Genomic DNA, 13,450 nt, shown 5'->3' on the forward strand with positions numbered 1-13,450 from the left:
GCACGTACACCGGGAAGCTTTGAGCGGCCCTCCCGGTCGTGCGCTGTCCCGGCAGACCGCACACAGCAGTACGGCGAGTTTTGCTCGTTTTGCTCAACAGCGATTCAGGCGCTGTCCTCACAGACGCCCGGCCGGATCCCGTGGGGGGAATCCGTACCGGGACTGGGAAGGCGCCCTGGTCGTCGGCCCGTGGGGGGACCGGCGACAGGGCGCCTTCTTTTCTGTCTCTCGAGCCTTCTCGCCCCGCTCGTACGCAAGAACCCCCGCACCCGCACGAGCGCGGATACGGGGGCCGAGCGGAACTACGCCTCAGCGCTCCTCGACGGGCACGAAGTCGCGCTCGACGACGCCCGTGTAGATCTGGCGCGGGCGGCCGATGCGGGAGCCCGGCTCCTTGATCATCTCGTGCCACTGGGCGATCCAGCCCGGCAGCCGGCCGAGGGCGAACAGGACCGTGAACATCTCGGTCGGGAAGCCCATGGCCCGGTAGATCAGGCCGGTGTAGAAGTCGACGTTCGGGTAGAGGCTGCGCGAGACGAAGTAGTCGTCGGAGAGCGCGTGCTCCTCCAGCTTCAGCGCGATGTCCAGCAGCTCGTCGGACTTGCCGAGGGCGGACAGCACGTCGTGCGCGGCGGCCTTGATGATCTTGGCGCGCGGGTCGAAGTTCTTGTAGACCCGGTGGCCGAAGCCCATCAGGCGGACGCCGTCCTCCTTGTTCTTCACCTTGCGGATGAAGGAGTCGACGTCACCGCCGGAGTCGCGGATGCCCTCCAGCATCTCCAGCACGGACTGGTTGGCGCCGCCGTGCAGCGGGCCCCACAGGGCGTTGATGCCGGCGGAGATCGAGGCGAACATGTTCGCCTGCGAGGAGCCGACCAGGCGGACCGTGGAGGTCGAACAGTTCTGCTCGTGGTCCGCGTGCAGGATCAGCAGCTTGTCGAGCGCGGAGACCACGGTCGGGTCCAGCTCGTACTCCTGCGCCGGGACCGAGAAGGTCATGCGGAGGAAGTTCTCGACGTAGCCGAGGTCGTTGCGCGGGTAGACGAACGGGTGACCGATCGACTTCTTGTACGCGTACGCCGCGATCGTCGGGAGCTTGGCGAGCAGGCGGATCGTGGAGAGGTTGCGCTGGCGCTCGTCGAACGGGTTGTGGCTGTCCTGGTAGAACGTGGACAGCGCCGAGACGACCGAGGACAGCATGGCCATCGGGTGGGCGTCGCGCGGGAAGCCCTTGTAGAAGTTCTTGACGTCCTCGTGCAGCAGGGTGTGCTGCGTGATGTCGTTCTTGAACGTCGAGAGCTCGTCGACGGTCGGCAGCTCGCCGTTGATCAGCAGATAGGCGACCTCCAGGAAGGTGGAGCGCTCGGCCAGCTGCTCGATCGGGTAGCCGCGGTACCGCAGGATGCCCGCTTCGCCGTCCAGATAGGTGACGGCGGATTTGTAGGCGGCGGTATTGCCGTAACCGCTGTCCAGCGTCACCAGACCGGTCTGGGCGCGGAGCTTGCCGATGTCGAAGCCCTTGTCACCGACGGTGCTGTCGATCACCGGGTAGGTGTACTCGTTGCCGTCGTACCGCAGTACTACAGAGTTGTCGCTCACGTCTTCCCTCACCGACGTTGTGCCTCATCTTCGAGGTGCCCTGACTGTCTCTACCATCCCCCACTCGGCTCAGGAGAGTGCACTCGGGGTCGACCATCGGGCCTATTGACGGCACTGAGTGCCGTCAACTTCCTCATCCTGCCCCCTGTGTTCCCCATCTGGAAGTGCTCTGTGACCTTCACGACTCATTTGATCGATCATTTTTCTGCGAACCGAGCCGGAAGTCGAGTGCCGTGCACCGGCGGCCCGCAGACACGGAGCGCACCGCCTGGCCGATCGCCCTGCGCGAACCGACGAGGACGACCAGCTGTTTGGCCCGGGTGACCGCCGTGTACAGCAGGTTCCGCTGGAGCATCATCCAGGCGCCCGTGGTGACCGGGATGACGACCGCCGGGTACTCGCTGCCCTGGGAGCGGTGGATGGTCACGGCGTAGGCGTGAGCCAGCTCGTCGAGCTCGTCGAACTCGTACGGAACCTCCTCGTCCTCGTCCGTCAGCACCGTCAGGCGCTGGTCGACCGGGTCGAGCGAGGTGACCACACCGACGGTGCCGTTGAAGACGCCGTTCTTGCCCTTCTCGTAATTGTTGCGGATCTGGGTGACCTTGTCGCCGACGCGGAACACCCGTCCGCCGAATCTCTTCTCGGGCAGATCGGGGCGGCCGGGGGTGATGGCCTGCTGAAGCAGGCCGTTGAGGGTGCCCGCGCCCGCCGGGCCCCGGTGCATGGGGGCGAGGACCTGCACGTCCCGGCGCGGGTCCAGCCCGAACCTGGCCGGGATGCGACGCGCCGCCACGTCGACCGTGAGCCGGCCGGCGGCCTCCGTGTCGTCCTCGACGAACAGGAAGAAGTCCTTCATGCCGTCGGTGAGGGGGTGTTGGCCGGCGTTGATCCGGTGCGCGTTCGTCACCACGCCCGACTGCTGGGCCTGGCGGAAGACCCGGGTGAGGCGGACGGCGGGGATCGGGCCTCCGTCGGCCAGGAGATCGCGCAGCACCTCCCCCGCGCCGACGCTGGGCAGCTGGTCCACATCCCCGACGAAGAGCAGATGCGCCCCCGGAGGGACGGCCTTCACCAGCTTGTTGGCGAGGAGCAGGTCCAGCATGGACGCCTCGTCGACCACGACCAGGTCGGCGTCCAGCGGGCGGTCCCGGTCGTAGGCCGCGTCGCCGCCGGGCTTCAGCTCCAGCAGGCGGTGGACCGTGGAGGCCTCGGCGCCGGTGAGCTCGGACAGGCGCTTGGCGGCGCGGCCGGTCGGGGCGGCGAGCACGACTTTGGCCTTCTTGGCGCGGGCCAGCTCCACGATGGAACGGACCGTGAAGGACTTGCCGCAGCCGGGACCGCCGGTGAGGACGGCGACCTTCTCGGTCAGCGCGAGCTTGACGGCGGCCTCCTGCTCGGGGGCGAGGTCGACGCCGGTGCGCGTTTTCAGCCAGCCGAGCGCCTTGTCCCAGGCCACCGCCCGGAAGCCCGGCATCCGGTCCTCCTCGGTGCGCAGGAGGCGCAGCAGCTGGGCAGAGAGGGAGAGTTCGGCGCGGTGGAAGGGCACGAGGTAGATCGCGGTGACGGGCTCGCCGCCGTCAGGTCCCGGGACCTTCTCCCGTACGACGCCGGGGTCCTCGCTGTCCTCCGAAGGCTCGGCCATCTCGGCGAGGCACTCGATGACCAGGCCCGTGTCGACCTGGAGGAGCTTGACCGCGTCCTTGATCAGCTGCTCCTCCGGGAGGAAGCAGTTGCCCTGGTCGGTGGCCTGCGACAGCGCGTACTGCAGGCCCGCCTTGACGCGCTCCGGGCTGTCGTGCGGGATGCCGACGGACTGGGCGATCTTGTCGGCGGTGAGGAAGCCGATGCCCCAGACGTCGGCGGCGAGACGGTAGGGCTGGTTCTTCACGACGGAGATGGACGCGTCGCCGTACTTCTTGTAGATCCGCACCGCGATGGATGTGGACACCTCGACGGTCTGGAGGAAGAGCATGACCTCCTTGATGGCCTTCTGTTCCTCCCAGGCGTCGGCGATCTTCTTCGTCCGCTTGGGCCCGAGGCCCGGGACCTCGATGAGCCGCTTGGGCTCCTCCTCGATGATCTGGAGCGTGTCCAGGCCGAAGTGCTGGGTGATGCGGTCGGCGAAGACCGGCCCGATGCCCTTGACCAGGCCGGAGCCGAGGTAGCGACGGATGCCCTGGACGGTGGCCGGCAGGACCGTCGTGTAGTTCTCCACGTGGAACTGCTTGCCGTACTGGGGATGCGAGCCCCAGCGGCCCTCCATGCGCAGGGATTCCCCGACCTGGGCACCGAGCAGCGCGCCCACCACCGTGAGCAGATCGCCGCCGCCTCTGCCGGTGTCGACGCGGGCGACCGTGTAGCCGTTCTCCTCGTTGGCGTACGTGATCCGCTCGAGAACGCCTTCGAGCACGGCGAGCTGCCGTTCGCCGGTGGGGGTCCCCGTCTGGTTGGGCATGATCCGACCGTACCGCCGGGGTACGACAGTCAGGCCTTTATGTGCCCTTCCTTGACGGCCGTCACGAATGCCGTCCAGCCGTGGGTGGAGAAGACCAGGGTGGGGCCGGTGGTGGTCTGACAGGTGCTCACCAGGGCCGGATCGTCCATCAGGTTCCCGGTCTGGAAGCCCTCGACGTAGGCCACCGGGGCCGAGTCCTCGAACGTCATGAGCGTGAGCAGACTCTGCATGAGCGCGTGTGCCCCCACGCCGTACGGAAGGACGTGCAAGCGCAGTCGTCCCGACTCGGCGATGTCCGCGATTTTGTGGAGCTGCTCCGCCATGACCTGCGGCCCGCCGACGCAGCGCCGGAGGACCGCCTCGTCGAGCAGAGTCCAGACCACGGGCCGCGCCGGTCCGTCGAGGATTCGACGGCGCTCTGTTCGGATGACAACGAGCTCGTCAAGTTCCCCGGCCGTGCGGTTCGGCCGGTATGCACGGAAGAGGGCGCGTGCGCAGTCGTCGGTCTGAAGTACTCCAGGGACCAAGGAAAGCGCGAACTGCTGGATCATCACCGCCAGTTGCTCAAGCTCGGCCACGGCTGCGAAGTGGTCGGTGTACTTCGACTCCAGATCCTCCAGCCACCGCGCGAAGAACCCGTCCGTCCCCAGCGCCCGGTCGATCCGCTGGGAGTCGTCGGGTTACGGTAGCCGCCTCCCGGCCTCGAAGTGGCTGATCAGCGTGGGCGAGCACACGACCTGGGCGCTCAGTTCCTCCTGGGTGAGGCCGGCGGCAATCCACCGCAGCCGCAGCCCCTCTCCGTACTTCTGACGCGGCGTCCGAAGCGTGCGGCGTTCGTCCATGCGGCCAACTCCCTTTCTTGACAGGCGCGATGTCAAGTCCCAGCCCCTAGCAGCGCAGCCAGCGCCGACCCCACTCTGTGAGTGATTCATCGCAGAACGCAGTCACCGCAGGTCGGAAGGCAAGCAGACATGACAGACCTCGTCGCCCGAGCCCTCGAACCGCTCCTCCGCGTCCTGTTCCCTCCACGCGGACGGCGACGGCGATCCCCCGCACCGCCCCCGTGCCCGTACGGCCGCGACGGCGTCAGCGGCGCCGTGGCCCGCCGCGCGGCGGAACGTCCGGTGCGCGGAGAGGACAACCGGCTGGTCCGCCCCTACCCGGCAGCGGAGGCGAACGCGTGACCGGCGGCGCGGACGAGCGAGCGATGGCCGGGCGGCTGCTGCCCTGGACGACTGTCGAGGGCAGGCCGTGCTACCTCGTGGGCGACGGGAAGGGCTACATCTCACGCATGGCCGACGACATCGAAGCCGTACAGCTGGACATGGCGGACGATCTTCTCGGCCACGCCGCCGCACTCCTCGCGGAACGGCGCGTGACGAGCGCGGAACTGCACTATCTGGCCCTGCGGCTGACCGAATCCCTGCGGGACGTCAAACGGGTCGCGGAGAGCAGAGGGGCACGCGGCGCGCCCCCGCGGCCGGGGGCGGCGCGGGCGGGGCTCAGCCGGCGGGGCCGGTCAGGAAGTCGGTGATGCGGTGACTCGCTTCGGCCGGCGCGGCGTGCGGCAGGGCATGGTGGGACACGTGCGGCAGCGTGGTCGTCGTGACGTGCGGCAAGAGCGTCTCGGCAGCAGCGGCCACCTTGGCGGGGTTGTGGGTCCGGCTGTTCGCGGCGAGCAGGAGCAGGACGGGCAGTTTCAGGCGGCGCAGTGCTTTCGGCCTCGGGCGGGGTCCGACCACCGGGCGGCGGGAGGGGAAACCCGCGGCCGCCTCTTGGAGGGCGAGCCAGTCGGGGTCGAGGGGGGCGCCCCCCGTCTCCCATTCCAGGAAGGTCCGGACCCGTCGGGGCGTGGGCCGCAGCAGCATCCGTAGCGCGTGCGACCCGTAGGCCGACTTGACGTTGGCGAAGCACTGGGTCGGGTCCAGGAGGATCAGGTGGCGTACCCGGTGGGGCGCGCGCAGGGCGTAGTGCAGCGCTATCCAGGCGCCGTACGAGTGCCCGCCCAGGTCGGTCTCCGCGAGGCCGAGGCCCTTGAGGAGCGCGTCGAGCCAGGTCGTCAGGTCGGCGACCGTACGGAGGTGGCGATCGGGGGCGGGTGTGCTGCGACCCGGGGCGCCGATCAGGTCGACGGCGTACACCCGGTGGACAGGGGAGAGTTCGGCGGCCTGCCGGTACCAGGAGGCCGAGGTCGCGCTTCCCCCTCCCGGCAGCAGGAGGAGTGGAGGGCCGTCGGCCGGGCCGCACATGTTCACGTGCGTCGCGCCGAAGGGCGTGGGCACGGTCGCGGCCTCACGCGAGGCCGGCCACTTGGCCATGACCCTGTCGTAGGCGGCGACAAAGCCGTCCATGTCGTACGTACCGCGAGCGCTCATGCGGCCATGGCTCCCTTATTATCTCGGCCAACGAGATACTTGCTGAGCGAGATGATAGGGGAGGCGGTCCGTGTCCGACCAGGAGTACGAGAGGGCCGGGCAGGGCCCCGAGATGGAGATCGTCCATCTGCTGCGCGCTGTGGCCGTCGACCTGGGGCAGCACAGCGCCCGGTTCGCCCGGCGCAACGGCATGCATCCCACCGACGTGCGCGCGCTGATCGTCCTGATGGACGCCTACCGTGCGGGCGAAGAGACCACGGCAGGGCAACTCGGTGCCGCGCTCACGCTGAACTCGGCGGGGACCACGGCACTGGTCGACCGGCTGGAGCGGGCCGGGCATGTGCGGCGGGTGCGCGGCCGACGGGACCGCCGCAAGGTCACCATCGAGGTCGACGAGCGCGCGATCGCCCTCGGCCGGCAGCACTTCGGCCCGCTGATCGACCGGGCGGTGGGCCTGTTGCGCGGGTACGACGAGCGAGAACTGGCCGCGATCAGAGGCTTTCTGACCGGGGTGCGGAAGGCTGCGGCCCTGGAAGACGACTAAGACCGTGTCCTACATGGTCAGTTAGCGGTTGTGCTGGACATGGGGAGTGGGCGGTGCTGAAGCTCCGGGAGGCTCCGCCCGTTCTGGCACGAGTGCGGCATGGCCACCTTCTGATCCTTAGCCCTGTTCAAGGCAGGCAAAGACGGTCACGACGCTGCGAGGCGGGTTCTGTGAGTCGGCTTCAGGTACCTGTGGTCACGGTGGTTGCAGTGCTTCGCTGCTGTACAGCCCGACCGCGGCGGCCCGTTGCTTCCTGCCTGGACAGCCATGCGTACCACGGGGCCACGGCAATCAGGCAGCAGATCAGCGCGAGCGACGTGGCGTTGAACCCGCCGTGGAAGACGGTCTCGGCGAGGTACGTGGCGCCGGGCAGGGTGGTTAGCAGCACCATAGCCACCATCGGATCCGCGCGCTGCAGCCCGGCCTGCAGCAGGAACAGCGGGATAGTCACCGCCAGTACGCCCAGCAGGAGCAGGGCAGGCGGCTCGGCCACCCAACGGCGACTGGGGCCGCCGGCCGCCACCAGGAGTGCCCCGCCACACAAGTAGGTGAGGTGGAAGCGATGGGCGGTCACGTACACGGGGTCGATTCCGCGCCGCCCCAACTCGGCTGAGATCAGCGCCAGTACGGCGGCCCCGGTTCCGGCGCCGACCACTAGAGCGAGCCCGAGGGCCGCCCCGGCCGACGGCTGGATCTCACCGGTGCTGGTGAAGGTCCAGGCGATGCCGAGGCCGAGCAGGACCAATACAGCGGCGGCCATCCAGCCCTGCCTGGTGGCGCGCCGCCCGTACCCCGCCAGCCCGAACAGAGCCAGGACGGCCGGCCCGATTGCCGTCTCGATCCCGGTAGCGAGCGCGGATGGTACCCAGCTCAACGAGGCGTAGAAGCCGAGAAAGGTTACCGCTGTGACCACGTTCATCAGCGCGAGCAACCCTGTGGCCTTCGGTGAAGCGGCGGCCAGCCCGCACCGTACCCGGCGCACCAGCAGCACGGCGTTGAACAGCACGGCCGCCGCCCCGAACCCCGTACAGGAAAGGGCCAAGCTCGCTGTGGCGTCCAGCCGCCCAGAGATGTAGCCGAACACCCCGGCTTGCAACAGCACCGACGCCACGATGCACACTATCGGCACGACTTACCTTCCCATCCATACGATCCAGCAGAAGACGCCCGGCCCCTCAGCCAGCCTGCTGAGGCTCCCCGCCACGATGTCGGCGCCGCGTTGCCGGAGAGGCTTGTCCAGGCAACGACGAGGCCACCTCGCCCAGCGCGAGCACTGGGCGAGGTGATCGTGCTCCACCGGAGATCAGTGCAGCAGGGAGAACTTCTTGGCCAGCGGATCCAGCACATCGCGCTGCCCGAAGACGGCGACTCCGTAGTAGTCGAGGGCCTGCTCCGGCGTGCTCTTCATTCGGTCTAGCTGTTCTGCGTAGGTGTCCCCGGTCATCTCTGCGGTGAAGTCGGTGTACAGCAGTCCTGCAGCGTCGGCCTGGTTGCGCAGCCGCCGGACCCAGGCCGGGCGCCCTTCGAGGACGACGAGGGAGAGCCCGGAAACGGGAGCGTGGCTGCCGGCATCAGCGTCCGAGAACGCAAGGAACGACATCTTGCGCAGCAGCTCCGGCTGCTCGGTGGCTGCCTTGGCGGCCAGCCCCAGGCACAGGTGCGACGCCGCGTTCGCCGCCACCCCCGGCGGAAGCTTCGCTTTGAGGGCGACGACGAACTTATAGCGGCTGTCGACCTCATTCGCGTCGACACAGGCGGGATTCGCAGTGGGGACGGTCACGGGTACCTCCTTCAAGATCTCAAGGGGAGTCGCTGAGGGGCGCCTCGGGCGATGTCCCCTAGAGACTGGCGCAGACCGGCACGCCAGTCTTGTACGATCTTGCGCCCTGATCTCATCCCGCATACTCACCAGTTGAGATGGCCTGTAAGTGTACTGACCCGGGAGGTTGATCAAGCGTGCGACGGGCGGCTTGTTCCCATAGCGGTGTGTGGCCGGTGGTGGTTGTAGGTGTGGAGCCATGCCGAGAGAGCAGCGCGGCGCTCGCCTTCTGAGATGTGGCAGCGGGCGTATCCCCAACCGTCGGCGAGCGTGCGGTGGAATCTCTGTGCGACCGACGAATCGCCATCCGCCACCGTCGGGGATGTTGCCGAGCTTTTTGACGTCGACGTGGATCATCGAGCCCGGGTGGGGATGTTCGTAGCGGCGTACTGGGTCGCCCGTAGCACGATCGAGATAGCTCAGGCGGTTGATCTGACAGCGACGAAGCATCCGGTGCGCGGTCGATGGCGCAACTCCGGTCAAGGCGGAGTTGGACGGGGCCGATGCGCTTGCGCAGCCGCAGAGAAACAATTCGTTTGGTCGTCGCTGCCGACGTCTTCGAAGGGCTGGTGCGTGGTCGGGAGGATCTGTCGGTCATGGGCTGCCCGGCCACATAAGGGGTCGCCCATCGTTTGACGGTGGGCCATGAGCATTGAAATCGAGCAGCGACTTCCCGGATCGGGAGGCCCTCGTCGACGACCAGTTGGGCGACCTTGAGTCGCGCTCGCGGGGTCAGGGCGGCGTTGGCGTGGCTCACAGACTCGGCTCCTTCGCCCGGGCTCCCTCAGCGGTGTGCCGTCCGTTGTTTGAGCGCCTGCAGTGATAGCCACACGGCGACAAGGAGGCTCGCGATACAGATTCCGAGGGCGACGTGGTAGCCCACCTCGAATGCGTTGCGGGCCGTGGTCTGCATATGGGAGGGGACTCCCCGGAGGTTTCCGGTAGCGATGGAGCCGGAGGCAGAGCGCGTGTGCCCGAATCGCGCCGCGGCCCAGGTGTGTTGGGTCACTGCCGCGCCAGTGGCACCGACGAGCGCGAGTCCCACAGCGGTGCCGAGCTGGCGGGAGGAGTTCAGCACCGCCGAGGCAGCACCCGCTACAGGCCCGGAGACGTCGCGCATGGCCACGTGGGTGATCCCGGGAACCAGCAGTCCGAAACCGACTCCGGCGACCAGGTGTCCAATGCCCGCCACGACGAACGGGGTCGTTGGCGTCACGGCGCTCAGCGCTGCCACGCCGAGCGCTCCCGCCGCACAGCCCGTGGTGACGATGGCCCGTGGCGTGAAGCGTTGATTGAGTTTGCCGGTCATCTGCGCGGCGACCAGGAACGGGGCGTTCATCAGCAGCCATGACAGGCCGGTGTGAAGTGCGGACCAGCCGAGAAGGTTCTGGAACATCAAGGTGACGTAGTAGAGCGTGCCGCTGAAGGCCATGTAGCTGGTGAAGTAGATGACGCAGGCGCCGATGAACGCTGTGTTGCCGCGCACAGCCCTCGGCACCAAAGGATCGCTGGCGTGGCGTTGCCACTGCACGAAGGCCACGAGAACGAGCCCACCGACGACAAGCGGTACCAGGGTTCGTGCTGGATCCCAGGGGATGTCGGTCGCGGTGATCAGTCCAAAGGTCACTGATGCCAGGCCCACCGACGCGAGCACGACACCCGGCACGTCAAGCGGCCGCGGCTCGGAGGCCGCGACGGCTCGCGGGACCGTCAGCAGAATCAAGACGACCGTGACGACGATGATCGGGAGGTTGACCCAGAAGATGGTTGACCAGCCGAAGGCCGAGAGCAGTAGGCCGCCGACGATCGGGCCCGAAGCCGATGCCGCCGATTGCTGCCCACCAGCCGATCGCGTGACCGCGCTGTTCCGGCGGGTTGGTATCTGTCAGTACGGCGAGGGTGAGCGCCAAGATGGCTGCTCCGCCAATGCCTTGACCGACGCGCACCCACGAGCGCCGTTGGGCCGGGTGCCAGCGCTGCTCCGGCAGAGCAGAGGCCGAAGACGACGAGACCGGCCAACAGGACAGGCCGGTGGCCAAGCCGATCACCGAGTGCGCCCATCACAGGGATCAGCGCAGCCAGCCCGAGGGCGTAACCGCTGATGATCCACTCCAACGCGTTGGGGGCCGCCTGGAGCTCATGTTGGATCGTCGGGAGGGCGACATTGACGATGGTGACGTCGAGTTGGATGACGAAGCCGGCCAGACACAACGCCAGCAGCGCCATCCGTCGTCGTTGGTGGGCATCTGGGGTCGGGGCTGATTTGTTCGGGGTCGTCACGTTGCGCTCCTGTCACGTTCTCGCTCAAGGCGTGTCATAGGCACTGACACCCCGCAACCCGAGGACGTGACCGATGGACTCCGCCGAACAGCTCAGCCGACACTTCGACGAGAACCGTCAACGGCTGACCGCACTGGCCTACCGGATCCTCGGCAACAGCGCCGATGCAGAAGACGCTGTCCAAGATGCCTGGGTCCGCCTCAGTCGCCCCGGCGCAACAGACATCGCCGCCGTCACCAACCTCGACGGTTGGATGACCACGGTCGTCTCACGCACATGTCTCAACAAGCTCAGAGCCCGAACCGCGCGCCCCGAAAGCCCAACAGACGCAACCGGGCCCGAACTCCACGTGCGACCGGACCAGGCCCTGAGCCCAGAGGATCAGGCTCTTCTCGCCGAGCAGGTCAGTCTGGCGCTCCACATCGTCCTGGAAAGCCTGAGACCACACGAGCGCCTCGCGTTCGTGCTCCACGACTCCTTCGGAATGCCATTCAGCGAGATCGCCGCCGTCCTCGGCAAGTCGACCGAAGCTACCCGCAAGCTCGCCAGCCGCGCGCGTCAACGAGTGCACGCCGTGGATCCGACCGAGATTGAGACCAACCCCGCCAGTCAGCGCAGCGTGGTCAACGCCTTCTTCGCAGCATCCCGCGACGGTGACCTCGACACCCTCCTCACTCTGCTGCATCCCGAGATCACATTCCACGCTGACGGCGGGGCCACCAGGCCTACCGCGACCGCCACGATCCGCGGACCAGAGAACGTGACACGGCGAGCAGCGACGTTCGCCATCCCGGACGCCGCATTCCAGCCAATCACGGTAAACGGCAGCGCTGCCGTCATCGTCCGCACCAACCACCAGCCCGTCTCGATCATGGCCTTCGTGATCTCTCACGGCCGAATCGCCCAGATCTACTCACTGCTCGACCAACCACGCATCGAGCAGCTGGTCAACAGCCTCGGGTAGGCCCACCAGCCCAGCGGCAACAGGCCTCCTCAGAGTGTCCGCTCACTCAGCCGCTCAACCAATGTCCCCGATCAGTACAACTAGGGCATCTCTGCTCGGCCGGCCGTCGCCGGGGAACCGGGCCTCTCAGTGGCTGAGAACGCGCATCACTTCCTCCAGAACAAGTGGTGCGTCACCCCGCTGGGGCTCGGCACGACATCGCAGTGGAAGCGGTCGAGGAGTTCCTCGGGCGACTCCCAGAGCCGTGAGCCGGATCCGAGCGTCACCGTCGGCGAGACCGCCACGTGCAGGGTGTCGACGAGGTCGGCGTCCAGGAACTGCCGGATGGTGGTGGCGCCGCCGCCGAGGCGGACGTCCTTGCCCTGCGCGGCCTTCCGGGCCTGTTCGAGGACCTCGGCCGGGTCGCCGCCGACGAAGTGGAACGTCGTGTCGGAGAGGGTGAACGAAGGGCGCTCGTGATGGGTCATGACGAACACCGGCGTGTGGAACGGGGGCTCCTCACCCCACCATCCCTTCCACTCGTGGTCCCGCCAGGGGCCGCGCTGGGGACTGAACTTGTTGCGGCCCATGATCTCGGCGCCGATGTTGTTCGCGAAGTCGCGTGTGAAGTAGTCGTCGAGACCGCGGCTCCCGCCGGGGTCGGTGCGGTTGGGCCAGCTCGCCGTGGCGCCGGCCCAGGCGAACATGGTCGCGGGGTCGGCGTGGCCGAACGGTCGTTCCAGGCTCTGGTGCTCGCCGGCACCGTATCCGTCACTCGAGACGTTGAAGTTCTGCACGCGCAGTAGCTGAGGCACGACGCTCCTCCTGTGGTCGATGAGGGTTGGACCGCTCCGGCCGGCGAATCTCATCGGCCGTCGGGGAATCCCGCCTCCGGCTCACCCCGACTGTGCTACCACGTGCTCGATCACCTGCTGGAAGTCCTCGCTCGGGGAGAACTCCACGAACTCACTGTCCTCCAGGGCGACCGGGACGTGGCCCGGGCCCCAGTAGTACGCCTGTCCCGCCTCGTACTCCTCCTCGCCGGAGGCCGTGCGCATCCTGATCCGGCCCTTCAGCAGATAGCCCCAGTGGGGGCACTGGCACGCGTCGTCGGGCATGCCCTTGAGGGCCGGGCCCATGTCCGTGCCCTGGGGCAGGCTGATGTAGCCCACCGACATACCGCCGCCGATCGGCATGAGGCGCAGTTCCACGCCGTCGCCCTCGAGGGCTACGGGTACGTCGTTCCGGTTTGCCGCCGTCATGACTCCTCCGCTCCGGCCCCGCCGGGCCTCGCGACAACGGACCCCCTCCTTCCACCCTGAACCGTCGGGCAGCACCCCGCGACATCACGATCCGGTCAAGAGGTGCCCTCAGGGTCTTGATTTACCGGCGTGTAATCGATTCCATCCCTGCGTCGATGTAATCGATTCCACGA

General features: G+C 67.8%; 12 protein-coding genes and 3 pseudogenes. 4 read left to right on the forward strand and 11 right to left on the reverse strand.

All coding sequences use genetic code 11. The features are described from left to right. Positions 1 to 309: 309 nt before the first annotated feature. The 3 genes and pseudogenes from ACZ6TU_RS13620 to ACZ6TU_RS13630 form a co-directional block, all read right to left on the reverse strand. A complete protein-coding gene (locus ACZ6TU_RS13620; protein WP_467668246.1) occupies positions 310 to 1,599 on the reverse strand; it encodes a citrate synthase in 1,290 nt (429 codons plus the stop codon). A 178-nt stretch (positions 1,600 to 1,777) separates the two neighbouring features. Then, the gene (gene recD2, locus ACZ6TU_RS13625) at positions 1,778 to 4,054 is read right to left on the reverse strand and encodes an SF1B family DNA helicase RecD2 (protein WP_469548245.1); all 2,277 of its coding nucleotides are present in this window, start codon (positions 4,052 to 4,054) and stop codon (positions 1,778 to 1,780) included. A 29-nt stretch (positions 4,055 to 4,083) separates the two neighbouring features. Further along, a pseudogene (locus ACZ6TU_RS13630) lies at positions 4,084 to 4,896 on the reverse strand (helix-turn-helix domain-containing protein). A gap of 129 nt (positions 4,897 to 5,025) precedes the next feature. On the opposite strand from ACZ6TU_RS13630, the gene ACZ6TU_RS13635 reads away from it, so the two are divergent. Further along, positions 5,026 to 5,238: a hypothetical protein gene (locus ACZ6TU_RS13635; protein ID WP_469548247.1), complete on the forward strand. Its 213-nt coding sequence runs from the start codon at positions 5,026 to 5,028 to the stop codon at positions 5,236 to 5,238. A gap of 23 nt (positions 5,239 to 5,261) precedes the next feature. Next, on the forward strand, positions 5,262 to 5,588 hold the full coding sequence (locus ACZ6TU_RS13640) for a hypothetical protein (RefSeq protein WP_469548465.1): 327 nt from the start codon (positions 5,262 to 5,264) through the stop codon (positions 5,586 to 5,588). Here the strand turns inward: ACZ6TU_RS13640 and ACZ6TU_RS13645 are convergent. Continuing rightward, a complete protein-coding gene (locus tag ACZ6TU_RS13645; RefSeq protein ID WP_469548249.1) occupies positions 5,557 to 6,429 on the reverse strand; it encodes an alpha/beta fold hydrolase in 873 nt (290 codons plus the stop codon). The two genes, ACZ6TU_RS13640 and ACZ6TU_RS13645, sit on opposite strands and share 32 nt — an antisense overlap. Before the next feature lie 112 nt (positions 6,430 to 6,541). Here ACZ6TU_RS13645 and ACZ6TU_RS13650 point away from each other — a divergent pair, with 112 nt between their 5' ends. Further along, positions 6,542 to 6,973: a MarR family transcriptional regulator gene (locus tag ACZ6TU_RS13650; protein ID WP_469548468.1), complete on the forward strand. Its 432-nt coding sequence runs from the start codon at positions 6,542 to 6,544 to the stop codon at positions 6,971 to 6,973. 181 nt (positions 6,974 to 7,154) lie between these two features. Here ACZ6TU_RS13650 and ACZ6TU_RS13655 read toward each other — a convergent pair whose 3' ends face one another. The 5 genes and pseudogenes from ACZ6TU_RS13655 to ACZ6TU_RS13675 all read right to left on the reverse strand — a co-directional run. Continuing rightward, entirely contained in the window at positions 7,155 to 8,084 is a 930-nt protein-coding gene (locus ACZ6TU_RS13655; RefSeq protein ID WP_467668237.1) for a hypothetical protein, read from the reverse strand. A 192-nt stretch (positions 8,085 to 8,276) separates the two neighbouring features. Further along, the gene (locus tag ACZ6TU_RS13660) at positions 8,277 to 8,753 is read right to left on the reverse strand and encodes a DUF2000 domain-containing protein (protein ID WP_469548472.1); all 477 of its coding nucleotides are present in this window, start codon (positions 8,751 to 8,753) and stop codon (positions 8,277 to 8,279) included. Between the two features lie 150 nt (positions 8,754 to 8,903). Next, positions 8,904 to 9,549, reverse strand: a pseudogene (locus ACZ6TU_RS13665) (integrase core domain-containing protein); the annotation flags it as partial. 27 nt (positions 9,550 to 9,576) lie between these two features. Then, positions 9,577 to 10,674 (reverse strand): MFS transporter, encoded by a 1,098-nt coding sequence (locus tag ACZ6TU_RS13670; protein WP_469548474.1) that lies wholly within the window; start codon positions 10,672 to 10,674, stop codon positions 9,577 to 9,579. Between the two features lie 116 nt (positions 10,675 to 10,790). Continuing rightward, positions 10,791 to 11,018 (reverse strand): annotated as a pseudogene (locus ACZ6TU_RS13675) (MFS transporter); the annotation flags it as partial. Positions 11,019 to 11,145: 127 nt separating this feature from the next. Between ACZ6TU_RS13675 and ACZ6TU_RS13680 the strand changes: the two are divergent. Next, positions 11,146 to 12,036 carry a sigma-70 family RNA polymerase sigma factor gene (locus tag ACZ6TU_RS13680; protein WP_467668233.1) on the forward strand — a complete coding sequence of 297 codons (891 nt, stop codon included), beginning with the start codon at positions 11,146 to 11,148 and terminating at the stop codon, positions 12,034 to 12,036. A 146-nt stretch (positions 12,037 to 12,182) separates the two neighbouring features. On the opposite strand, the gene ACZ6TU_RS13685 is transcribed toward ACZ6TU_RS13680, so the two are convergent. Together ACZ6TU_RS13685 and ACZ6TU_RS13690 are read right to left on the reverse strand one after the other, a co-directional pair. Next, positions 12,183 to 12,830, reverse strand: a complete 648-nt coding sequence (locus ACZ6TU_RS13685) for a dihydrofolate reductase family protein (protein ID WP_469548252.1) — start codon at positions 12,828 to 12,830, stop codon at positions 12,183 to 12,185. Between the two features lie 81 nt (positions 12,831 to 12,911). Continuing rightward, positions 12,912 to 13,277, reverse strand: a complete 366-nt coding sequence (locus ACZ6TU_RS13690; protein ID WP_467668229.1) for a cupin domain-containing protein — start codon at positions 13,275 to 13,277, stop codon at positions 12,912 to 12,914. Between the last annotated feature and the right edge of the window lie 173 nt (positions 13,278 to 13,450).

It is taken from the genome of Streptomyces sp. NPDC052064 (genome assembly GCF_055585925.1).